This window comes from Elusimicrobiota bacterium (assembly GCA_016706425.1).
Taxonomy (GTDB): Bacteria; Elusimicrobiota; Elusimicrobia; order FEN-1173; family FEN-1173; genus JADJJR01.
This window is the reverse complement of sequence record JADJJR010000001.1, coordinates 2,341,227-2,363,305: the sequence shown is the minus strand read 5'-3', so window position 1 is coordinate 2,363,305 and position 22,079 is coordinate 2,341,227. Positions and strand designations below refer to the sequence as shown.

Genomic DNA, 22,079 nt, shown 5'->3' with positions numbered 1-22,079 from the left:
GAGCGCCCCCCCGCCCCATGACCTCCCCGCGCCGCCGGGGTTTTTGGGCCCTCCTGGGACTCGCCTTGCTGGCGGTCGTCGGCGGTTTTTTCACCTTCGTCAACACCGTGCTGGTCGACGACCGGCGCCGGTCCTTTCCCGACAACGCCGAACCCCCCGCGGCGCCCCGCGAAGCCTTTCTGCCCTTGACGCCCGGCTGGGTGGACCGCGCCCCGGGGCTTCGGACCCTGGACGACGTCCTGCTCGCCCATCACCCGGAAGCCGATCTGCGCGAAACGCCGGGCCGGCGGGGGTGGGTGCGGGCGACCCTCGGTGAGGACCCCGGCCGCGCCCGGCGAACGGCCCTGGTGGCACCGGCCGGGGCCCTGTGGGAATGGTCCGGATTTTTGCCGGTTGGCGCCCGGTTCGAAACCCACGTGGGCCTCCTTTCCGACGGAGCGGCGGTGGCTTTCGCGGTGGAGATCGTCGACGAGCGCGGGGGGCGCGTCGTGTGGAGCGAAACGGTGGTCCCCCGGCGGCACCGGGCCGTGCGCCGGTGGCGGGCGTGGTTGCCCGGTTTCGCCCGGGCGTTGGCGCGGCGCTCCGAACACGCGGAAGAGCGGTGGCGCCCCGTCAAAATCGATTTGGCCTCCGCCGGGGGCCGGTTCGTCCGGTTGCGGTTGAAAACCACCGGTGAGTCGGACGGCGACGCCGGCCGGGCGTTGGGTTTGTGGGCCGAGCCCGCCGTTTGGTCGCCCCGCGCGTTGGTCACGCCCCGCCGGGTCATCGCGGACCGGTTGTTGGTCGCGGTTTTGGAACGGGCGCGGGGGGATTTGGTCAGCCTGGAAGGCGTCGCCGAGGCGGTGCCCGAAAATTTGCGCGCGTTCTTGAGGGAAAGCGTCGTGTTTCAACGCTGCTACACCACGGTCACCGACCCGGACCGCGCCCTGGCGGACCTCTGGGGGGCCCGTCACGGCGAGGACCCTCCGGCGGTTCCCTGGCCGGCTTTCCTGCGTTCGCGCGGGTGGCGGAGCACCGCGATCGGATCCTTTGATGCGCGCGCGCTCGCCGTCCTCGACGCCGCGGGCGTGGACGTGATCCGCCAGCTCCCGCGGGACGGTTACGACCCGTTGGCCACCGCGGCCGCGGCGCTCGAACTGGAGCGACGGGACCGCGGTCGCGCCGGGCACGTGACGCTCGCCTGTTTCGGCGACCTGGGGCCGGGACGGCTCGCTCCGGCGCGCTTTTGGACCTTTTCCCTTCGACGGGACCCCGGAGCGCCGGGCCGGTGGCGCTCCTGGAAATCCGAGGCCGCGCGGGATTACACGGACCATTATCTGGGCGGGTTGTTGGAGGCCGTGCGGTTCGCGGGCGGACCGCTGACCGCGGTGCTCTCCCTCGGCGGAGACCCCGGCGGGGAATTCCCCGCGCGGTGGACCCGCTCCGGGCGTCGGGGCCGGATCCTCTCGGAACGCCCCGGGCGGGCCCTTCGGGAAAGCGAGATCCGGGCGCTCTTCGCCGTGCGGGGGGACCTTCTGTCGCCCACCGTCCTGGCGGATCCCCCCTCCTCCCTGGCCGAAGCCGTGCCCACCTTGATGGGGCTTTTGGGGGTGTCCCGGGACGCCCGCCGCGACGCCCGTTCGGCCTTCGTCGCCCCCCGGCGCGATGAGGCCGGCGCGCGGGTGGTGGTGCGCGGCGACGGCGCCAAGGCGTTGATTGTCGATGGGCGTTACAAATACGTGCGGCGCGCGGGCGCGGGTTCCGCCGGTCCCGCCCTCGGCCGCGGCGTCGAGGAAGATTTCGGCCCGGAAGATTTGTTCGATTTGTGGGCGGACCCGGGGGAGGCGCGCAATCTGGCGGGCGCGCGCCGGACCCTCTTGGCCCGCGCCCGGCAAGTGTTGGAGGAAACGGACCCGGACCCCATCGATGTGCATCTCGCCTTTTGGAATCCCGCCGGTCAAACGGTGTCGGGGGTGGTCACTTGTTCGGCCGGGAGCGTTCGCGGCGTCGACGGCACCGTGCCTTGGACGCGGCGGGGGGCCTACGAGTTTTCCTTTTCGACCAACGCCCCGTCCGGCCGGGTGGTCTTTGACACCTGGCCCCCCTCCGTGGCGTACATGATGCGGGTGACGGTGGGGGGGCGTTTCCTTCCGGTGGCCCAATGGCGGGTGTCCAAGTTGGGACGGTCGCTTTTTGAAAGCGTCGGCGATCAATGGCACGACCGCACAAAATTCGCCTGGATGGAGGGCCCTCCGCCGCCTCTCCCATCGACGGGAACGCTTCCCCTGGTCGCGCTGGGCCGCGTGGCCCGGCCTCCGGCGGTCCTGGGGGAGGCCTTGGCGGCGGAGTGGATCGACGCCTGGGCGCTTGAGGCGCCCCCCCGCGCCGCGCCCCCCGCGGAGAGCCCCGCCCCGGCCGTTTCGGTGACATCGGCGATGGTGCCGGTGACCGCCGTTCCGATGGGCGTGGCCGCGCCGACCACCGCGGCGGTGGCGGTTTCGTCGCCGTCCGCGCCGACTCCCGGGGGAAACCCATGAAAAATTTCCGTCTTTCCGGACTGCCCCTCTGGGAATTGATCCGTCAGTGGGCCATTGTCAGCGGGCGCGACGCCGTGGCCACGACCCGGGCGTCTCTGGTGTCGGTGGAGGCCCGCGTGGGGGCGGTGGCCTTTGTGGTTTTGGCCCTTTGGAGCGGTCTGCGGGCGCCCGCCTGGACGGCGCTCGGACCGTCGATGGGGGGGGAGATCGTCGATGGGGCCCGGGCCTGGTGGAGCGGCCGTTTGATCCTTTGGAATTTGGGTTTGGGGGTCGTCCACGCGGTCCTGGGGGCGGGTTGGGGTTTGGTGGTCAAAAACGCCTGGGGGCTGCTGGGGCGCCTGGCGCCGCGGTGGGGGGCCGCCCGCTTTCGAACGGGACTGGTGGCCAGCGCCACGGCGGGCCTTCTTCTCCTTGCGCACGGGCTTCTGTTGTGGAGGGACATGGGTCGGCACCCGGCATTGTACGAAGCGCTTCGCCCCATCGGCGAGGGCCCCGGGTTTTGGCAGTGGATGGCTTTGGCGGGGGCCCCGGGGCTGGTGTCGGTGGCGGCGGTCCTGTTCGCGGGGGTTTTGGTCGGAGCCGCCCTGGTGTTCGTCGGGTGGAGGTGGCGGATCTGGTTCTGGGGATTCTCCCGTCCCACGCGGTTGGCCATCGGGGTTTTGGGCGGGGCCGCGATCCTGTTCGGCGTCGGGCTGTGGGGCGTGCGCCGCGCCCAGACCGAGCGGAACGCCGGTCCCAACGTCGTGTTGATCACGGTGGACGGCCTTCGATCGGCCGCGTTGCGGGACGCCGGGGCGCCCCGTCTCGCCGCCTGGGCAGCGGAAGGCCAGGTGTGGGCGCGTTGCGTGCCCGGCGTGGAAGCCCGCGCGCCCGCTTTCACGACGGCCCTGACGGGGCTGTCCCCTCTGGCGCACGGCGTCCGTCACGATTTCCCGCCCGCCGCCGATCGCACCCCTCCCCCGGCCGGGGACCTGGGTCCGGCCCCGGACACCCTGGTGGACATCTTTCAACGAAAAGGGGCGTGGGTGACCGTGCGCAGCGCGGCGGGGGGCGAATTTTTCGACCGGCTCGGGATTTTCTTCGAAGACCGCCGGGCGCCGCGCGGCGACCTGGGGTCGGTGTTGCGCCGCCGGTGCCTGGAACGGTCGGTTCATCTGCTCCCGTATTTTTCCGGCCGATGGGGGCGCGCGGTGTGGCCCGGATTGCGGGGCGCCCCGGCCCTCGCCGACCCGGCTCTTCTCGCCGACGAAGTCCGGGGAACCCTGCGCCGCGCGCGATTTCGCCCCCGTTTTTTCCTCTGGGTCCATTTCGCCGATCTCGCGGGCCCGGTGGCTTCCCCGGCCGCCGCCCGCCGTCTTTCGCCCGCCGGCCGCGGGTCCTTCCTGCCCGGGGGCGACGGACGGACGGCCGTCCCCTGGACCGCCGAACGCGAAGCGCGCCGGGCGCGGGTCTACGCCGCGAACCTCGCGGCCTGGGACCGGGCCTTTGGCGTGGTTTTGGACAGTCTGGACCGCTATCGCCTGCGGGATCGAACCACCGTGGCCCTCTGGTCGCCGACCGCGGCCGCTTTGACGGGCGCGGAGGAAGACGCCGCCCGCGCTTTGCGGGGCGGGACATTTCTGGCCGCCCCTTTCGCTTTTCAATCGCCGGGCGGCGCGCAGGGGATCTGGCGCGACGGCCCGGTCCGCGCGATCGACGTGCCCGCCACGTTGGTGGCGGCCGTCGGTGGAGGGATCCCGGAAGATTGGGAGGGAGTCTCCCTTTTGCGCGGGGTGGGCCTTCCCCCGGACGAGCGGGGAATTGTCTACGCGGAATCGCCGTCCCCGGTGACCCGGGGAATTCCCCCCGCGGAGGGGGACCCCCCCGCTCTGGTCGACGCATTGATCGAGGATCGGGACGCCCCCGGCCATTGGCGTGTCGACCCGGGTTGGGAGGACGACTTGATCGCCCGACGGTCCCGCCTCATCCAATGGGGCGCGGAGCGTCTTGTTTATCGCCCCGCGGGCGACCGGGTGATTTTTGAATATTACCGTCCGGGGATCAACGGGGCCCCGGGGCGCGACGAAGCGGCCACCCCCGCCGGCGCGGCGCGGGTGCGGGAACTCAAAGAGGTTTTTTATCGTTATCTGGCCCGCGAAGCGGGGGGCCGCCCCCAAAACGACTATTGGATTCCGGAAGCGTTGTTGCGGTGTTCCCCCGCCGCGAAAGGAACCGCGCATGACCGTTGAACACCCCCGCACGGGCGTCGCGTATTTCGGGAATCGGTTCCCGGGCCACGCCCGCGTGGATTTGCACCGGATCGCCCCGGTGTGCGATTACATCGTGCACACGGTAAGCGAGACCGATTTCTATTTTCACAAGCGCGCCCTGGAACAAATCGTCGGCGATTCGCGGCGATTGGGGCTGGAGGTTTGGGTCGATCCCTGGGGCCTCGGGGGGGTTTTTGGCGGCGAAAGTTTTTCCAAATTTCTTTTGGACCATCCGGGGGCCTGGCAGGTCCTCTCCGACGGGCGGCGTGTGCCCGCCGCCTGCCTTCGACGGCGGGAATTCCGCGATTTTGTCCGGGAGTGGTTGGACGTCGTGCGATCGCTCGGCGCGCAGACCGTTTTCTGGGACGAGCCGCATGTCCATTTCCATTGGGATCTTGAATGGGAGGGGATCTACGGCTGCGTCTGCGGTCTTTGCCGGGAAACGTTTCGCGGCGCGCACGGGCGGGACCTCCCGCCCCACCTGGACGAGGACGCCAAGGAATTCCGTCGAGAAACCCTGGCGGGGTTCCTCCAGGACATGGTGCGCGAAGCCGGCGATCGGGGGCTCAAAAGCGCGCTCTGTCTCTACGCGATCGACGGCTACGCCGAGTACGACCGCGTGTGGGAGCGTCTGGCGGGGTTGAAGGGGTTGAGCGTTTTCGGAACCGACCCGTATTGGCGGTGGCGCCCCACCCACCCGGACCCGGCGGCCCATGTGGCCCATTACACCCAAAAAGCCCTTCGGGCGGCGACACCGCACGGAGCGGGGGTTCAAGTGTGGGTGCAGGCCATGCGCTTGCCCCGCGGCGCGGAAGGCGAGATTGAAACCGCCTGTCGCGCGGCGGTGGCGGCCGGGGCGACCCATTTGGCGGCCTGGAGTTACGACGGGGGCGCTTTGTTGGACCCCGTTCTTTCGGAAGACCCCGCCCGCGTGTGGGCGGAAACCGAACGGGTTTTCAGCGCCCTTCGCCGGCCCAGGTTTCCTTAATCGCCAAGCCCCTTCGACGAAGCGCGTCGATCACGTCGGCCGCCGGAAATTTCTGTTCGACCGCCACGGCGCCGCGGGCGACCACCGCGCCCCCCACCAGCGTTTCCAAAATCACCGCCGCCGCCCCCCCGGCGACTTTCTGCGTGGCGGTCCAATCGGCCGAGCCGCGCTCCCACAAATCGTAGGCGACCGCGGCCGGACGGCCGTTTCGCCGGCCCCGCACCGTGACCCGCAGGACTACCTGATCCCGGTCCCCGGGGAACCGAAGACGCGGTTCGGCCAGGTGTGCGAAAAGACGGCGGGGCACCACCGAAACCCCGTCCACCCGGACGGGACGTTCATCCAACAACCCCAAGTCCTTTAAGGCGCGAATTTTTTCATAGTGGCCTGGGAAACGCAGGGTTTTGAAGACGTAGCTGGCCACTCGCCCTTCGTGGGTCCAGGGCGCCGTGGACGTCGCCCCGCCGGTGACGAAGGCTTCCAGAACCCCCAAAGGGGGGCCGAAATCGATTTCTTCGCGCTCCGAAAAAGGCACCAGATCGGTGACCCGACCGCGTTGCAACGCCACGGCGCGGCCGAAATAGTTTCCCAGCACGCCGTCCAAATTGAAGACCAGCTTGTATCCCAGGGGAGGGCGGGGGGTCTCCGGCAGCCCGCCGCAGTACAGGCGCACGTCCTCCGAGAACTCCATTTGCTCGATGCCGCGGGTCGCCAGAATATTGCAAAGCCCGGGGGCCAAACCGCAATCGGGCACCAGGGCGACGCCGCTCTTCTCGGCCCGGGCCGATAAACTGAGAATTTTTCGGGTGGTGTCGAAAGGACTCCCGAGGTCCACCCAATGGGAACGGGCCGCGATGGCGGCGCGCGCGGCCACGGGATTGAGGGCGTAAGGCAAAGCGCTCAGCACGCCGTCGTGCCCCCGCAGGACCGACGCGAGCGCGCTCGGACGGGAGGCGTCCACCGTTCGGCCCGCGAGGCGAGTGCCGTTGTCGGACAAAACGCGTCCCAGAACCCGTTTCAGGAATGCCTCCCCGGCCCGCACGGTCGCGCGGTCGATGTCCGCCAGCGTCACCCGGGCGGCGCGGCCGTAGACGCACAGGTCGTGGGCCACGGCGAGGCCCTGCGCGCCGGCGCCCAAAACGACGTAGGCGTGGCGGGCGGTCATTGGTTAAGCGGTTCCGTCGGAACCGTTGGCGGACGCTTTGGGCAGTCGGGGGGTGACGTCCTTGGCGCTGAGCGGGCGGCTCAACAGAAAGCCCTGCACCTCGTCGCACCCCTGTTGTTTCAGATAGGTGAGTTGTTCGTTGGTCTCCACGCCCTCGGCGACGACCGACAGGCCGAGGCTGTGACCGATGCCGATGATGGCGTTGGTGATGGAGGAGTTGTCTTTGACCTCGGGAATTCCTTCGACGAAACCGCGGTCGATTTTGAGCGTGTTGAGGGGGAAGAGGCGCAAACAGCTCAGCGAGGAATACCCCACGCCGAAATCATCGATCGAAATGCGCACGTCCATGTCCCGCAGGTTTTTCATGATTTTGACGGACAAATCCACGTCGTGCATGGCGGCGCTTTCGGTGATTTCGAGCTCCAGGGGAAACCCCGAATCCTTGAAGCGCGCCAGAGTGGCCCCCACCGTGGTCAACAGGTTCTGTTGCTGGAATTGGCGGGGCGAAAAATTGACCGCGATCGTCAAGGGCGCGACGCCGGATTGCCGCCAGCGCTTCGCCTGCTCGCTCACTTCCCGCAGGATCCAGTCCCCCAGGGCGAGAATCAGGCCGGTCTCCTCAGCGACCGGGATGAAGTCCGCCGGGGAGATCATGCCGCGCTGGGGGTGCCGCCATCGCAACAGGGACTCCGCCCGGATGATTTTCTGATCCGACAGCCGGTAAATGGGCTGATAAAAAATTTCGAGCTCCCCGCGCTCGGCCGCGTGGCGAAGCTCCGTCTCGATCCGAAGTTTGCTGACGAGATGGGCGTGGGTCTCCCGGTTGAAGAGCTCCTGCCGGTTCTTCCCGGTTTGCTTGGCCCGCTGCATCGCGCTTTCGGCTTCGTTCAGGAGGGTTTCGGCGTCGTTGGTCTCCGGCGAGTTGATGGCGATGCCCAGACTGGCGGTGACGCTGATTTCGTCGGGACTGAGATCGACGGGCGCCGCGATCAGCTCGCGCATGCGTTCAGCGAATATGACGGCGGCCCGTTCGTTGGCGATCCCGTCCAAGAGGACGGCGAATTCGTCGTCGCCCAGACGCGCGACGGTGTCGCCCACCCGCGCGTAGGACCTCAGGCGGGCGGCCACCGTCTGGAGCAGGCGGTCCGCCGCTTCGTGGCCGACCCGCTCGTTGATGGTGGAAAAGCGGTCCAAATCGACGTAGAGAACCGAGAACAAATACCCGGGTTGGCGTTTTACCCGGTCGAGAATGTTCGTGAGCCGGTCCAGGAAGAGGGCGCGGTTGGCCAGACCCGTCACCTTGTCGTGAAACGCCTCGTGGCGGAGTTGCTCCTCGACGGCCTTGTGGGGCGTGATGTCGGTCATGGACCCCACCAGGCGGTGCGTTTGGCCGGAAGCGTTGCGCACGGCGATGGCCCGCGTGGCCACCCACCGGTAGCTGTTGTCCCGGTGGCGGATCCGGTACTCCATTTCCAACGTGTCCCGCCCCGGTTCGCTCAAGGACGCCAAACCCCGCCGGAGGGGCTCCACGTCCTCGGGGTGCACGCGGTCCATCCAAGAATTGGACGTGTTGGCGATGTCCTCGTCGGTGTGACCCAAGATGGTTTTCCAGCGGGGCGAATAGATGATCCGATTCACCGGAAGGTCCCAGTCCCAGAGGCCGTCGTTGGCCGCCCGGGCGGCCAGGGCGAAACGCTCTTCGGCCGTGCGCAAGGCTTCCAACGCCAGGCGGTGCTCGCTGACGTCCCGCACCACCACGAGGACGTGCCCCTCCTCCAGGGGACGCAGACGGGCCTCGTGGAACGCAATTTCGGCGCCTTTGGCCAGGCTGTATTCGAAAGTCGCGGGGGTTCGGTTTTCCCGCACGCGGAGGAAAGCCTGGGAAAATCGGCGGCCGATGTCGGTGTTCGGGAATTCCGCCAGGGGACGGTCCAGCCAGGAGTAGGGCGCTCCCGGGTTCCCGATCGCTCCCGTCGCTTCCACAATCACCCCCGATGCGTCCACGACCAGAAACGCGTCGGGGTACATTTGGAAAACGCTGCGGATCTGCGCCGACCGCTGGGCGATTTCCTGGGACCCGATGTCGAGGGAGCGCTCCAGGACCCGCCGTTGTTCGTCCTCTTGTCGGTAGGTGTCGCTGATGGCCCGCAGGAGTCGGCGCACCATGTGGAAGGGGGAGCCGCGTCCTTCGCGGAAAAGGCGTGTGTATTGTTTTTTGAGAAGACGATGGATGGGGCTGGTCACGCGCGCCCGTCCGTTTCGGCGAAAGTGGTGATGGTCATGGTTTGGTTGTGGAGCTCGCAACGCCCCTGGGGCTTGAGCGGGGAGATCTCCCCGTAGGAATAAAATCCCGCCGCGGGCACGCGCGGCCCCAAAACGGTGCGGACGCCCTCGACCTCTTCCACGGTCCGGTGCTTCAAGACCATTTTCCGGCCCACGCAGCTGATCAGCAACGCCAGGCCCGGTTCCACCCCCAACCGGTTTTTGCCGCTGTCGGCGGCGGCCATCGCCCCGTCGATCAACCGGTCGAAGTTGGCGCGCATGAGGCGAGCGATGTGCCCCTCGGGCACGTCCCCGGCGAACGTCATGCTGCGTTCGTTTTCGTTAATGGCCAGGACCGTCCGCACCAGCCAATCGCGGGTGTCCGGTGGACGGACGCAAAGCGGGAAGAGCAGCGCCGACGCCGGGAGGTCCTGGGCGTGCTCTCCCAAATAGTTTTTGTAGAGGGCCAAAGCGCTTCGCCCGTCCAGTTCGAAGAGAACGTTGTTCTTGGACCGGGTGATGAGGCGTTCGGGGCCGAAGGGGTCCCAGCCCCCGAGGGACCCGTGCCCCACCCGCAACTGGTGGCCGTAAAAACCCGTCGCGACCACCCGGTTGGTTTCCGCCGGACCGTTGGCCATGACGAGGGTTTCTTTGAATCGGGTCCCGTCCCCCGCCAGCCCGCCGGTCACGCCCACGGACGGGGGGAGCGTTTGGACAAGGCCTTCGATCAACGCGGAGCCGTTGACGTGCAGTCCCTCCGCCAAAACGAAGACGTGCCGCAACTCCTCGGCCGGAAGCGTCCGGGCCAGGGCCACCCCCGCGGCGCGGCTGTCGGCGGCGTCGGCCAGGGGGGCGGACGCGCCCACCACGCGGGAGTGATCGAACTGGATCGCCGTGACCACCCGGTGATCGTCCAGCACGTCCGTGTCGAAAATTTCTCCCGCGGTGGAACAACCCATGATGAACGCGTTGGGATAGGCCAGGCGCAATTCATCGAACGCCCGGCGGGGGTGGAGGTGTTCGGGCGATCCGAAAACCAGAACCCACTGGGCGCCGCTCAGCCGCCCCGGGGGCGCCGGCGACCAGCCGCCCGCGGGGGTCCATTTGACCAGTTCCGTTTTCATGGTGTCGGTGACTTTCTATACTTATCCCCGAAGCGGCGATTGTTCAAGGGGGAAACGGATGCGATTGGCGGTGGTGCAAACGAACCCGGTCCCGGGCAACGGGGACCGGAACCGGGCCCGCGCGCGGGTGTGGATGGAACGGGTTCCGGCCGATTTGTACGTGCTTCCGGAACTGGCCTTTTCGGGATACAACTTCGCCTCCCGGAGACAGGTTCGGGCGCGCGCGGAGTCGGCGGACGGGCCCAGCGCCCGCTGGGCGGCGGATTTTTGCCGCGCCACGGGAGCCCATGTCCTCTATGGATTTCCGGAAGCCGCCGCGGGAGGGGTGTACAACGCCGCGGCCCTGGTGGGGCCGCGGGGGCGGAGGGGGGTTTATCGCAAGGTTCATTTGTTCGGCAAGGAAAAGCTTTTTTTTCGGTCCGGCGGCGCGCCGTTTCCTGTCTGGGACATAGGTCCCGCGCGCGTCGGCGTCCTGATTTGTTTTGATTGGTTTTTCCCGGAAGCGGCCCGTTCCCTGGCTTTGGCCGGGGCCGACGTGTTGCTCCACCCCGCCAACCTGGTCCTGCCGCACGGCCCAGACGCCATGATCACGCGGTGCCTGGAAAACCGGGTGTTCGCGGCCACGGCCAACCGCGTGGGTCGGGAGACCGGAGCGGCGGGACCGTTGTCATTTATCGGACGCAGTCAAATCGTTTCCCCGCGGGGGGAGCGCCTGGTCCGCCTTGGCCCCGCCCGGGAGGGCGTCGCCGTCGCGCGGATCGATCCCCGCACGGCCCGCGACAAGCGTTTGGGCAGCGGAAACGATTTGTTCCGCGAACGCCGCCCCGCGCTCTACCGCCTGTCCCCGGGGGGGAATGTTTACTAAAATAGGGGGATTTCATACCGTCAGGAGAGACCATGAGCATTGATGTGCGCGGATTGACCAAATCCTTTGGCCCGTTCAAAGCCGTGGACAACGTCTCGTTTCGGCTCGAGTCCGGGTCCCTGGTCGCCCTCTTGGGGCCCTCGGGATCGGGCAAGAGCACTCTGCTGCGCATGATCGCGGGGTTGGAGCGCCCCGACGCCGGGGACATCCGCCTGACCGATGCCGAGTCCACCACCCAATCGGCCCGGGAACGCAACGTGGGCTTCGTCTTCCAGCATTACGCCCTGTTCAAGCACATGACGGTGTGGGACAACATCGCCTTTGGCCTCGCCGTCCGAAAAACCCCCCGGGGGGACATCGCGGCGCGCGTCGACGAATTGCTGAAGCTGATCCAGATGCAAGGCTACGATCGCCGGTTCCCCGGCCAATTGTCGGGGGGACAGCGCCAACGGGTGGCCCTGGCCCGGGCGTTGGCGCCCCGGCCGCGCGTCCTCCTCTTGGACGAGCCCTTCGGCGCCCTGGACGCCAAGGTGCGCGACGAGCTGCGCACCTGGATCCGCCGCCTGCACGAGGAGGCCCACGTCACGACGCTTTTCGTCACGCACGACCAGCAGGAAGCCATGGAAATCTCCCAAAAGATCCTCGTGATGGCGGCCGGCCGCATCGAACAACAAGGCACCCCCCTGGAAATATTCGACCGTCCGGCCACCCAATTTGTGGCCCAATTCGTGGGCGAGACGAATTTCGTCGACTCGGTCGTGCGCCAGCCGGAACTGGCCCTGTGGGGCCCGTTTCGCTTCACCGTCAACGGACCCGCCGTGGGCTCCCGCGTGCGCATTTACTTTCGACCGAACGACGTTTATCTCACCTCGGCGCCCGAAACCCTGCAGGTCGAGGGAAAAATTGTGTCCAGCCGGTTCCGCGGTCCTTTGATCGAACACGCCGTCGAAGTCGGGGGGGACCGCCCGGTGGTGGCGCACGTGCCCAAAGGGGTTTCGATCGCCAGCGGTTTTGAGACGGGCCGGCGCGTGTACGTGGGCATCACCGCTTACCACGCCTTCGCGGTGCCCGCGTGAGAAAGGCGCGCGGCGGCCTGGCCATCCGGTGGCACGGCGGCGAACTGACGGACGCCGCCCGGGCCCGGCGATTGAAACAAAAAGGCGGCGTGGTGTGGCTGACGGGGCTTTCGGGGTCCGGCAAATCCACCGTGGCCCGGGCTTTGGAAAAAGCCCTGGTGGAACGGGGCGTGCACGCCGCCGTCCTGGACGGCGACAACCTGCGCCACGGCCTGAACCGGGACGCGGAACTTTTGCGGGCGGCGGGGCACACCCCGCGGGCCGCCCGCCGGTTCGGGTTGGGCTTTTCCGCCGAAGATCGCCGGGAGAACATTCGGCGCGCCGCCGAGGCCGCGGCCCTTTTCGCGCGCAACAACGTTTTGGCTCTGGTCGCCTTGATCTCCCCGTTCCGCGCCGACCGCGCCGCCGCGCGGGCCCTGGCGCCGAGGCGCTTCCTGGAAATCCATTGCGCGGCCCCGTTGTCGGTTTGTGAGGCCCGCGATCCCAAAGGCCTTTACAAAAAAGCCCGGGCCGGTGTTTTGCGGCAATTCACCGGACTGACTTCGCCCTACGAGCCGCCCCGTCGGCCCGATTTGACGCTGGCCACGGGAACGGAGCCCCTGGAGCGAAGCGTGGACCGCCTGCTCCGGCTGTTGAAGCGGCGGAGGTTCTTTTGAATTTCTCTCCGGCGGACCTCGCCGCCTGGAACGCCCTCACGGACCCTCGCGCGCTTTTGAAGGCGCTGCGCGACCGTTTCGGGGACCGTCTCGCCATCGGAACGAGCGGCCAGTTGTCGGGCGGCGCCTTGATCGCCCTGTGCGAGGAGGCGGGGTTCCGCCCCCGGGTGTTCACCAACGACACGGGGCGGTTGTTTCCCGAGACTTTGGATTTGTTTGAAAAATGGGAACGCCGCTTCGGCCTCGTCATCGAACGCTTCACCCCGGACCCGTCGGCCGTGGCGGCGATGACCGCGGCCTACGGCGAACACCTTTTCTTTGATTCCAAGGAACGCCAGGAATTGTGCTGCCGGGTGCGGAAAGTGGAGCCCAACGAACGGGCCCTGCGGGGTCTCGACGCCTGGCTGACGGGGCTGCGCTGGGACCAGTCGCCGGGCCGCGCCCGCGCCGCCCGGGTGGAGGTTCTGGACCGCGCGGAGGACGGACGAACCCGCGCGCTGGTCAAGGCCGCCCCCCTCGTCGACTGGACCGAGGCGCGCGTGCGGGAGTATCTGGCCGCCCGCGACGTGCCCGTCCACGCGCTCCTCGACAAGAAATTCCCCGGCGGATTCTATTACGAGTCCCTCGGGTGCGTGCTGTGCACCACGCCCATCGGCCCCGCCGAGCCCCGCCGCGCCGGCCGCTGGCGGTGGTTCAACACCACGGATGATAAAAAAGAATGCGGCCTCCATATGCCGCCCCCGTCGCCCCGGTGACCTTCGAAGACCGCCTCCCCGCGGTGTGCGAGCTGGTGGCCGCCGCGGGCCGCCGCGTCATGGAGCTTTTCCGCCTGCCCCTCGTCGCCGCGCGCAAGGAAGACAATTCCCTGGTCACCAACGCCGACCACGCGGCCAATGAAATCCTGACGACGGGCCTGCGGGGAGCGTTTCCCGGGGACATGATCTTGAGCGAAGAGACCGGCCTCGAGGGCCCGGCCGGCGCGGCGTTGACCTGGTTGGTGGATCCCCTCGACGGCACACGGGCCTACGCCAAGGGCGCGCCGGGATTCAGCGTGATGGTCGGTTTGTTGGAGGCGGGCCGCCCGGTCCTGGGGGTGGTCTTCGATCCTCTCAATCAGCGATTGTTCGCGGCCGCGCGCGGGGCCGGTGCCCGGGAATGGGCCCGCGGCGAATGGATCCCTTTGCGGGTGTCCGCGCGCAACGAGTGGAACGCCATGCCCTTGATCACGTCGACGGGATTCCCACCGGAGATGCGGCAAAATGTCGAGCGCGCCCTGCGGGTGCGGTTCCTGCACCCCATCAACAGCGTGGGCGTGAAAGTCGGTTACATCGTCCGGGGATTGGCCGACTTGTATTTGAACCACCACCCCGTCCACCACTGGGACACGGCCGCGCCCCTCGTCATCCTGGAGGAGGCCGGCGGGCGCATGACCCATTGGGACGGTTCGGCGCTCGATTACGCCGACCCCCGTCGGCTCCACACCCAACCCCCCATCGCTTCCAACGGGGCGCGCCACGAGGATCTCGTCCGCGCGCTCGCCGCCTTGCCCGTCCCATGAAAAAGCCCCTGTCCCTCGCGCGCTACGGGGAAACGGAACTCGCCCGGGCCTTGGCCGACCCCGGGGCGGGTCTGCGCTGGGCGGCGTTTGAGGAGTTGGTGCGGCGGGGGGAGAAGCGGGGGTGGGACGCCTACGGTCTCTTGACGCGCGATCCGGTTTTGGCGGGGCTCTTCGCCTCCCCAAAAAACCCCTTTGAGGCCGTCGGTGTGGTCGTGGGACCGGATCTTTTGGCCCGCGCGCGCGCCGCCTGGGCCGCGGACGCGGGCGACGATGGCGCGCCGGTTTTTCAAATTAAATTTCGCCACCGTCGGCTCGACGTGATGACCCTCGGTCCTGTTCACGGGCTGGAAGGCGAACTTCCGGTGCGCGAGGGCTGGGGGGAGGTGTCGTTCCGCGTGACCGACGTCGACGCGTTTGTCCGCCGGGCGGACACGCCCGCGCCCGAGACCCGGGGTCGCTATTATTTGGTGCCGAAGGGGCCCGGCCCCGACAGCCAATGGTTATTGGTCCACGCCCCCGGGGGACGCGGCGTCCGCACCGTCCTTGTGCGTTTGATTTCCGTCGGGGCCCCCCCCGTTCCGCCGGCCGGATGGTTTAAAGCGTCCAACAGAAGTCCGCGAAACGCCTCGCCGTCCCGCCGTTCCCGCTCGGACAACCCCAAAGACAGATAGGCTTCCACCCCCCGGTAGGCCTTGAGCGGTTTCCCCGCCCGCAGCCAGGCCTGGGTCAGTCGCCAGAGGATGAATTTGTCATCGGGTCGAAGATCCGCGGCGGCGCCCCAGGCCCGCGCCGCGTCCTCGGGGCGGTCCAATTTTTCCAACAGCTCGGCCCACTCCGTTTTAATATCGGCGTCACGGGGGAACCGTTGCGCGGCGGTGGCCAACCGTTCCAAGGCCAGGTGAAGGCGGCCCTCCTGGTATTCGGCCTTGGCGCTTTGGCTCCAAACACGCGGATCGCCCGCGCCCAAGCGCGTCGCGCGATCCAAGGCGGCGGCCGCCCGCGCGGTCTCCCCGTAATCCAGGAACAAACCGCCGAGCGCCGCGTTCAAATCGGGGTCCTCCGATCGGTGAGCCAACCCCTTGAGGTATTCCTCTTCGGCTTGATCGGGAACACGCAAATTGAAAAAAGCGTCCCCCAGGGCGCGGTGGGCGGACGCCAGCGCGTCCGGGTTCGACCCCTCCAGCCCGCTCTCCGCCAGCAACAAGGGCACGCGCCCGGTGGAAAGGGTCGCGGGCGATCGTTGCCGTTCTTCCCCGGGGCGGACGGGTTGTCGGAGGAACCCCACCGGCCGGCCGGTCGCGGCGCGGGAAACCGTGGACCCCCCCAGGACGAAAAGCGCGTCGGGATCGTCGGACGTCCAGCGGAGATCCGGCCGATCCCCCCAGACGCGTTGACGATAAATCGCCGCGGACCGAAGATTCGGCGTGCCCGCCGAAAGTCCCGCGCCGGGCGCCGCCGAGCGGAACACGTCGCCGGCGAGGGCCTCGGGGTCCTCGTGCCGGGGGAAAGCGCGGGGGATGAAGACGGGGAAGATCAAAGGAATGAGAAAAAGCGCCGGCCCCAGGGCCGGACGGATTCGAAGAACCTGTCGGGCGGCGCGCGCAAGCGGCGGAACGCACAACAGGAGCGCCAGGGATTGAAACACCTCCGGGCGGCGGCCGGAGACCAGGCCCGGCAAAAACAGGGCGGAGGCCCCGGCCAGGAGCCAAGCCCCCACGGTTCGGCGCTCCCGACGATCGGCGCCCCAAAACGCGAAAAGGGAAAGGGCGAGGGCGAGGGGCATCCGGATGTCCTCGGGCGACAACGCGGCCCGCGCGCGCGCGCCCCAGGGCGCTTCGGGACCGATCGCGCGGAGCCAGTTTTCGAGGACGACGCGGGCCGCGGTCACGGTTTGGCCGATGGTGGCCGATTCCCGCGCGGCGAGGAGCGCGGCGGGCAAAAGGAAAGCCGCGACGGCCGTCAGGACAAACGCGGCTCCAACGCCCCAACCGCGAAGCCGGGGGGACGGCGCGGGGCGAAGGCGGCCGTGAAGGAACGCCAGGGCCGCCAGCGCGGGAACGAGACAAAGGAACCGGGGGTCCGCCGCGACGGCAAGGCCCAGCGCCCCGCCGGCCGCCGCGGCTCTCAACACCGAGGGGGATCGCGCGACGGCCAGGGTTCGTTCGACCGACCACGCGCCGACGGTCAACAGCAACGCTTCCTCCCATTGGCCCCGGGCGGACAACCACGCGGGGCCGGCCAGGGCCCAGAACAGAAGAACCGCGGTTTCCGCCGTGGTCCAGCGCCGTTGTTCCTCCAGGGCCCACAACGCGGTCCCGCCCTCGGCGTCCCCCCGGGCGTGGCGCAAAAGCCGGGCGGCCACCAGGGCCGCGATTCCGGCCATCGCGGAGGTGGCCGCCGCCAACCGAAACGCGGGGGAGCCGAACGGGAAAAGCGCGAGGGCGAACCGGCCGAACCACACGGCCAACGGACCGGGGACATCGGGCGACGGGGCGAACGCGAGGGCGGCCAGCGCGCCCTGGGCCGTCGCCGCGTTGGGGGGCACCCCGGGGGACAAAGCCAAACCGAAGACGACCATCGACAAAAAAAGCAAAGGGGTCATGGCCGTCCCATCATGTCAAACCTTCGGGGTCCACGTCCACGGTCCAAACCGCCCCCGTCGGCGGCGCGAAGGACGACAAGCGCCCCAGGGTGTCGTCAGAAATCTCAGACGGGAACTTGACCACGACCTGCCATTGGTGCCAGCCCGCCTTTTGCCGGTGGAAGGCGGGCGCCGGCCCCAGGATCTCAACGCCGGGGCGCGGTCCGGCGGCCTCCAAATGATTGACCAACGCGTCCGCGGCCGCCTGGGCGGCTTCTTCGCGGCGCGCGCGAAGGACCACTTGGACGATTCGGGTGAAGGGCGGGTAGCGATTTTCCAACCGGAAACCGCGTTCCGCCTCGACGAAGGCCTCCGTGTCCCGGGCCGCCACGGCGGCCAAGGCGTAATGGTCCGGCCGTCGGGTTTGGATCAACACTTCCCCGGGGCGGTCGGCCCGGCCCGCCCGGCCCGCGACCTGCATGAGTTGCTGGAAGGTCCGCTCGGCGGCGCGGAAGTCGGGGAGGAGGAGCGAGCGGTCGGCGTCGATCACCCCCACCAAGGTCAAACGCGGGAAATCGTGCCCCTGGGCGATCATTTGGGTGCCGACGATGATGTCCACGTCCCCGTCGCGCACGCGGCGGTAGGCTTCCGCGTGGGCGCCCCGCGCGGCCATGGCGTCGGCGTCCCAGCGGAGGCAGCGCGCCGTCGGGAAAAGGGTCCCCAAGTCCGCGACCACGCGTTGGGTGCCGCGTCCGGCCAGGCGCAGAACCGCGTCGCCGCAGGCGGGGCATTGCGTCGCCAGGCCTTGACCGTGCCCGCAGGTGTGGCACCGCAGGGGCGGTTCGCCCGCGCGGTGGTGCACAAGGGGAATCGCGCAATGGGGGCAAACCGCTTCCCACCCGCAGGCCCGGCAGGCCACCCGGGTGGCGTAGCCGCGCCGGTTCAAGAACAGCAACGATTGTTCTTTGCGGTCCAAGCGGTCTTTCAGGGCCGCGACCAGCGCGTCCGAAAGGTACCAGCCCTCGTTGCGGGCGTCGATCCGCCGCACCGTCGGGAAGGGGCGGTCGTCGACCCGCTGGGCCAAAACGATCCGCTCGACCTCGCCGCGCCGGACGGCTTCGCGGGTTTCGAGGGACGGGGTGGCGCTGCCCAAGACGAGAACGGCCCCGTGCAAACGCGCTTTTTCCCGGGCGGCGTCGCGGGCGTGGTAGTGGGGGGCGTTGTCTTGTTTGAAAGAGGGATCGTGCTCTTCGTCCAGGAGGATGGCCCCGAGGGGTTCCACGGGAAGAAACAGGGCGGACCGGGGGCCGACGATCACCCGGGCGCGGCCCGCGCGGACGCGGTCCCAGACGCGCGACCGATCCCCGTCGCTCATCTCGCTGTGCCACAGGTCCAGGGCGTCGCCGAACCATCCCCGCAGACGGTCTTCCATTTGGGGGGTCAATCCGATCTCGGGCACCAACAGGATCGCGCCCCGCCCGTCGGCCAGAACGCGGGAGATCAACCGTCGGTACACTTCGGTTTTGCCCGACGCCGCGACGCCTTGGAGGAGGAAAACGCCGCCCCGCCCGGCCCGGTGCGCGGCGGTCAGGCGGTCGACCGCCCGGGCTTGGTCGTCGGTCAATTGAAAAGGTTCCGGCGGAACACCCGGGCGGAGCGGATCGGTTTTCACGCGACGGGGGGGCGCGCGTTTGCCCAGGGAGCACACCGTGAACAGGGCTTCGCCCAAGGAGCAGAATGTGCGCTCGGCCATCCATCGCGCCAAATCCATGTCGCGGGGCCCGAGCGCCGCGACGGGGTCCACGGCGCCGAGGAGGGATTTCAGGGCTTCCGGCGGCGGACCGCCCGGTTCCGGCGCGTGCAACCGCACCACCATCCCCATTTGGCGGGCGCGGGGACCGAAGGGCGCCCAAACGCGCCGACCGGCCTCCACCGACAGGCCGGGGGGAACGAGATAATCGAATTGGCGTCGAAGGGGGATGGGAAAGGCCACCTCGGCCAGGAGGGGCTCTCCCATGACTATTGAGACGCTTCCAGGGCCGCCTTGAGCTGTTTCATGTCTTCCCACACCTCTTTTTTAAGGTTGGGATTGCGCAGGAGCGCGGCCGGGTGGTACGTGGGCAGGAGACGGATCGCGGGACCGCCTTCGGGGAGCGTGAAATCCCGCCAGCGGCCACGGAACTTGGAAATGCCTTCGTCGGTCTGGAGCAGCGCTTTCCCCGCCGTGTTGCCGAGCGTCACCAGGAACGCGGGTTGAATGATGCGGATTTGGGCCATGAGGAAAGGGGCGCACACCGCCATTTCCTCCGGGGTGGGCGGACGGTCGTTGCCGCGCTTCGTGTTGTCCGTGGGGTCGATCATGGGGTGGCACTTGACGACGTTGGCGATGTACACCCACTTCCACGACGGAACGGCGGGCTGGCGCGACAGACCCGTGGCGGCCAATATTTTATCGAGCAGCTGGCCGGCCGGGCCGACGAAAGGTTCCCCCCGCCGGTCTTCGGCGTAGCCCGGGCCCTCGCCGATGAACATCGCCCGCGCTTGCGGGTTCCCGACGCCAAAGGCCAGTTGGATCCGCGAGGCGCCCAGGGGGCAGCGGCGGCAATCCCCGATGTGGGCGCGCAAGCGCTCCAGGCGGTCCGCGCGCGAAAGGGCGGGATCGTCCCGAAAGCCGGCGAGCACGTCGCCCGCTTTCGCCGGCGGCGGTTCCATCGCGGGGGTCGGGCGCTTTGCCGTCGCTTTGGGGGCCGCGGGGCGCACGGCGCCGCGGGGCGCGCGCAGGGCGTCCGCGCCGCCGTTTTTTACGCGCGCGCGAAGGCGGCGCACGATGTCGAGCATTTCGTCCCGGGGGTCAGTCACGTCGGCGCTCCAAGGTGTTGAGGATGAGGCGGGCCAGGGCTTTCTTGGAACCCGCGAAGGCCCGGACGGCCCCGTCGGTCGTCAGGAGCCAGGCGCGGGTCCGTTCCCCGCCCAAAGCGGCGGGCGGGTTGGCCACGATCAAATCGAGTTTCTTTTTCCGCATCTTTTCCCGCGCCCGGGCCAGCAGGCGGTGGGTTTCGAGGGCAAAACCGACCCGCAGCGCGCCGGGCCGGGCTTCGCGGGACAAGGTCGCCAGGATGTCCGGGTTGGGCACCAATCGCAGGACGGGCGCGGCCCGGCCTTTTTTCAATTTGGAACGGGCGGACCGGGCGGGACGCCAATCGGCCACCGCGGCCGCGCCGATGAGCACGTCCGCCGTTCGGCTCCCCCGGCGGGCGGCCGCGAGCATGTCCCGCGCCGACACGACGGGCACGGTCGTCACGCCCCGGGGGGCGGGGCGGCCGGTCGGGCCGGCCACCAGGGTCACGCGGGCGCCCGCGTCGCGGGCGGCCTCGGCCAAGGCCCAACCCATGGCGCCGGACGATTCGTTGGAAAGGAAGCGGACGGGATCGAGGTGTTCCCGGGTGGGCCCCGCCGTCACCAGGACGCGGCGGCCGCGCCAAAAAAACCGGCGCATAAAGCTAGGCGAGGGCCTTCCCCAGTTCGCGGACCAGATCGGCGGGTTCCATCAGGCGGCCGGCGCCGCGGTCCCCGGAAGCGAGCGCGCCGTCCACCGGTCCGAGAAAGCGTCGGCCGTCCGTCGTCAGGGTCGCGACGTTGCGGCGGGTGGCGGGGTGCGTCCACATGGGTTCGTGCATGGCCGGCGCCAGGAAAACGGGGGCGCGGGTCACCAAGAGGATCGCGCCCAGGAGGTCGTCGGCGGCGCCGTTCGCGAAGCGGGCCAGCGCGTTGGCGGAGGCCGGGGCCACCAGAACGGCGTCGGCCCAACGGGCCAGCTCGAGATGCGGCATTGAGCCGTCGGAGAGATCAAAGGCGTCCGTGGCGGTCGGACGGCCGGTCACGGCCGTGAGGGTGAGCGCGGGGAGGAACTTCTGGCCCCCCGCCGTGATCACCGCCCGGACCACCGCTCCGGCGTCGATCAGACGCCGCGCCACGTCGGGGGCCTTGTAGGCCGCGACGCTGCCGGTGACGCCGAGGAGGATTTTCCGACCAGGGAGGGACGCCACGAGGGGTTATTGGTCGCCGCTCGCCGGTTCCTCGCCCTTGGGGGCGTCGCCGTTGTCTTTCAGGATGATGGTCGGCAGGCCGATGTCCAGATCCTTCTTCTCGGGTTTCGGCGGGGGGGGCAGCTTTTCGATTTCTTCGAGGGACACTTTATTTCCCAAAATCTCCCGAAGGGATTGGGCCAGCAATTCCTGGGGGGGCAGCGCGGTGGCCTGGTCCCGTTGCTTGATTTCCTGGGCCCACCGGGTCGCCAGGGAGATCACGCGGTATTTGTCGTGGGTGACCACCTGCAGCAATTGGCTCAAGGGCGCGTCCAAGGGGATTTCGGCCGGCAATTCCTCAACGAACTTTTTCTTTTGGCTCACACGTTCCTCCTTCAATGAAAAAGCGGTCCCGACGCGCCCGGGGCGCAACGGGCGGTGCGGCGCCTCTCGGCCCGCAGGATCGCCGATAAATCGGCGAAGGCGTTCTCCAGGTCGTCGTTCACGACCAGGTAGTCGTAGCGGGCGGCCTCGCCCCACTCGCGGCGCGCGCCGAGCAAGCGCCGTTGGATGGTGGCCTCGTCGTCCTGGTTGCGGCGGCGCAGGCGTTCCTCCAGGACGGACCACGACGGGGGCGCGACGAACACCGTCACGCTGTCCGGCAGGGCTTGTTTGACCGCGCGGGCGCCCTGGACATCGATGTTCATCACCACGTCGTGCCCTTTGGCCAGATGTTCCTCCAGAGGGGAGCGGGGGGTGCCGTAAAAGTGGCCATGGACCTCGGCCCATTCGAGGAATTCGCCGGTTTCCCGTTTTTCCGCGAATTCGCGGGGGGTTAAAAAATAGTAATCGCGCCCGTGCGCTTCCGATGACCGCGGGGACCGCGTCGTGCAGGAGATGGACAGACGGGTGTTGGGCCGCCGTTCCGCCAGCGCCTGGCAAAGCGTCGACTTGCCGGCCCCGGAGGGCGCGGAAAGCACAAGGACGAGACCGCGGTTCATGGGAATGGAGACG

General features: G+C 68.7%; 18 protein-coding genes. 8 read left to right on the top strand and 10 right to left on the bottom strand.

The features are described 5' to 3' along the window. The first annotated feature begins 17 nt into the window (after positions 1-17). The 3 genes from IPI56_09775 to IPI56_09765 are packed head-to-tail and all read left to right on the top strand — an operon-like array spanning position 18 to position 5,753. A complete protein-coding gene (locus IPI56_09775; protein ID MBK7546015.1) occupies positions 18-2,516 on the top strand; it encodes a hypothetical protein in 2,499 nt (832 codons plus the stop codon). Further along, positions 2,513-4,744: a sulfatase-like hydrolase/transferase gene (locus tag IPI56_09770; protein MBK7546014.1), complete on the top strand. Its 2,232-nt coding sequence runs from the start codon at positions 2,513-2,515 to the stop codon at positions 4,742-4,744. Before IPI56_09775 ends, IPI56_09770 begins: the two co-directional genes overlap by 4 nt. Beyond that, a complete protein-coding gene (locus IPI56_09765) occupies positions 4,734-5,753 on the top strand; it encodes a hypothetical protein (protein ID MBK7546013.1) in 1,020 nt (339 codons plus the stop codon). Before IPI56_09770 ends, IPI56_09765 begins: the two co-directional genes overlap by 11 nt. Here the strand turns inward: IPI56_09765 and IPI56_09760 are convergent. From IPI56_09760 to IPI56_09750, 3 genes are read right to left on the bottom strand one after another with little or no spacing between them, the layout of a single operon-like run. Next, complete coding sequence (locus IPI56_09760) at positions 5,722-6,918, bottom strand: saccharopine dehydrogenase NADP-binding domain-containing protein (GenBank protein MBK7546012.1); 1,197 nt, start codon at positions 6,916-6,918, stop codon at positions 5,722-5,724. The genes IPI56_09765 and IPI56_09760 overlap by 32 nt on opposite strands. Before the next feature lie 3 nt (positions 6,919-6,921). Continuing rightward, a complete protein-coding gene (locus tag IPI56_09755) occupies positions 6,922-9,162 on the bottom strand; it encodes an EAL domain-containing protein (GenBank protein ID MBK7546011.1) in 2,241 nt (746 codons plus the stop codon). Continuing rightward, positions 9,159-10,304, bottom strand: a complete 1,146-nt coding sequence (locus tag IPI56_09750; GenBank protein MBK7546010.1) for an FIST C-terminal domain-containing protein — start codon at positions 10,302-10,304, stop codon at positions 9,159-9,161. The genes IPI56_09755 and IPI56_09750 overlap by 4 nt, the downstream gene beginning before the upstream one ends. Before the next feature lie 58 nt (positions 10,305-10,362). Here IPI56_09750 and IPI56_09745 point away from each other — a divergent pair, with 58 nt between their 5' ends. From IPI56_09745 to IPI56_09725, 5 genes are read left to right on the top strand one after another with little or no spacing between them, the layout of a single operon-like run. After that, entirely contained in the window at positions 10,363-11,169 is an 807-nt protein-coding gene (locus IPI56_09745; protein ID MBK7546009.1) for a hypothetical protein, read from the top strand. A 32-nt stretch (positions 11,170-11,201) separates the two neighbouring features. Then, positions 11,202-12,245, top strand: a complete 1,044-nt coding sequence (locus IPI56_09740; GenBank protein ID MBK7546008.1) for an ABC transporter ATP-binding protein — start codon at positions 11,202-11,204, stop codon at positions 12,243-12,245. A 17-nt stretch (positions 12,246-12,262) separates the two neighbouring features. Further along, positions 12,263-12,901 carry an adenylyl-sulfate kinase gene (gene cysC / locus IPI56_09735; GenBank protein ID MBK7546007.1) on the top strand — a complete coding sequence of 213 codons (639 nt, stop codon included), beginning with the start codon at positions 12,263-12,265 and terminating at the stop codon, positions 12,899-12,901. Further along, complete coding sequence (locus IPI56_09730) at positions 12,898-13,656, top strand: phosphoadenylyl-sulfate reductase (GenBank protein MBK7546006.1); 759 nt, start codon at positions 12,898-12,900, stop codon at positions 13,654-13,656. Before cysC ends, IPI56_09730 begins: the two co-directional genes overlap by 4 nt. Next, positions 13,620-14,459, top strand: a complete 840-nt coding sequence (locus tag IPI56_09725; GenBank protein MBK7546005.1) for a 3'(2'),5'-bisphosphate nucleotidase CysQ — start codon at positions 13,620-13,622, stop codon at positions 14,457-14,459. Before IPI56_09730 ends, IPI56_09725 begins: the two co-directional genes overlap by 37 nt. A gap of 460 nt (positions 14,460-14,919) precedes the next feature. Here IPI56_09725 and IPI56_09720 read toward each other — a convergent pair whose 3' ends face one another. Genes IPI56_09720 through gmk form a run of 7 tightly spaced genes read right to left on the bottom strand, consistent with a single transcriptional unit; the run spans position 14,920 to position 22,066 of the window. After that, positions 14,920-17,061: a hypothetical protein gene (locus IPI56_09720; GenBank protein ID MBK7546004.1), complete on the bottom strand. Its 2,142-nt coding sequence runs from the start codon at positions 17,059-17,061 to the stop codon at positions 14,920-14,922. A 10-nt stretch (positions 17,062-17,071) separates the two neighbouring features. Continuing rightward, on the bottom strand, positions 17,072-19,057 hold the full coding sequence (priA, locus tag IPI56_09715; GenBank protein MBK7546003.1) for a primosomal protein N': 1,986 nt from the start codon (positions 19,055-19,057) through the stop codon (positions 17,072-17,074). 2 nt (positions 19,058-19,059) lie between these two features. Next, complete coding sequence (locus IPI56_09710; protein ID MBK7546002.1) at positions 19,060-19,899, bottom strand: uracil-DNA glycosylase; 840 nt, start codon at positions 19,897-19,899, stop codon at positions 19,060-19,062. Further along, entirely contained in the window at positions 19,892-20,536 is a 645-nt protein-coding gene (locus IPI56_09705; protein MBK7546001.1) for a hypothetical protein, read from the bottom strand. Before IPI56_09705 ends, IPI56_09710 begins: the two co-directional genes overlap by 8 nt. 4 nt (positions 20,537-20,540) lie before the next feature. Next, positions 20,541-21,086, bottom strand: coding sequence for a hypothetical protein (locus IPI56_09700; GenBank protein MBK7546000.1), 546 nt, complete (start codon positions 21,084-21,086; stop codon positions 20,541-20,543). 6 nt (positions 21,087-21,092) lie between these two features. Beyond that, positions 21,093-21,449 carry a hypothetical protein gene (locus IPI56_09695; protein MBK7545999.1) on the bottom strand — a complete coding sequence of 119 codons (357 nt, stop codon included), beginning with the start codon at positions 21,447-21,449 and terminating at the stop codon, positions 21,093-21,095. A gap of 11 nt (positions 21,450-21,460) precedes the next feature. Continuing rightward, complete coding sequence (gene gmk, locus IPI56_09690) at positions 21,461-22,066, bottom strand: guanylate kinase (protein ID MBK7545998.1); 606 nt, start codon at positions 22,064-22,066, stop codon at positions 21,461-21,463. Positions 22,067-22,079 lie beyond the last annotated feature (13 nt).

Coding starts and splice junctions, on each gene's coding strand:
- IPI56_09775 (MBK7546015.1), top strand. CDS start 18: ATGACCTCCCCGCGCCGCCGGGGTTTTTGGGCCCTCCTGGGACTCGCC.
- IPI56_09770 (MBK7546014.1), top strand. CDS start 2,513: ATGAAAAATTTCCGTCTTTCCGGACTGCCCCTCTGGGAATTGATCCGT.
- IPI56_09765 (MBK7546013.1), top strand. CDS start 4,734: ATGACCGTTGAACACCCCCGCACGGGCGTCGCGTATTTCGGGAATCGG.
- IPI56_09760 (MBK7546012.1), bottom strand. CDS start 6,918: ATGACCGCCCGCCACGCCTACGTCGTTTTGGGCGCCGGCGCGCAGGGC.
- IPI56_09750 (MBK7546010.1), bottom strand. CDS start 10,304: ATGAAAACGGAACTGGTCAAATGGACCCCCGCGGGCGGCTGGTCGCCG.
- IPI56_09745 (MBK7546009.1), top strand. CDS start 10,363: ATGCGATTGGCGGTGGTGCAAACGAACCCGGTCCCGGGCAACGGGGAC.
- IPI56_09740 (MBK7546008.1), top strand. CDS start 11,202: ATGAGCATTGATGTGCGCGGATTGACCAAATCCTTTGGCCCGTTCAAA.
- IPI56_09725 (MBK7546005.1), top strand. CDS start 13,620: ATGCGGCCTCCATATGCCGCCCCCGTCGCCCCGGTGACCTTCGAAGAC.
- IPI56_09720 (MBK7546004.1), bottom strand. CDS start 17,061: ATGACCCCTTTGCTTTTTTTGTCGATGGTCGTCTTCGGTTTGGCTTTG.
- priA (MBK7546003.1), bottom strand. CDS start 19,057: ATGGGAGAGCCCCTCCTGGCCGAGGTGGCCTTTCCCATCCCCCTTCGA.
- IPI56_09705 (MBK7546001.1), bottom strand. CDS start 20,536: ATGCGCCGGTTTTTTTGGCGCGGCCGCCGCGTCCTGGTGACGGCGGGG.
- gmk (MBK7545998.1), bottom strand. CDS start 22,066: ATGAACCGCGGTCTCGTCCTTGTGCTTTCCGCGCCCTCCGGGGCCGGC.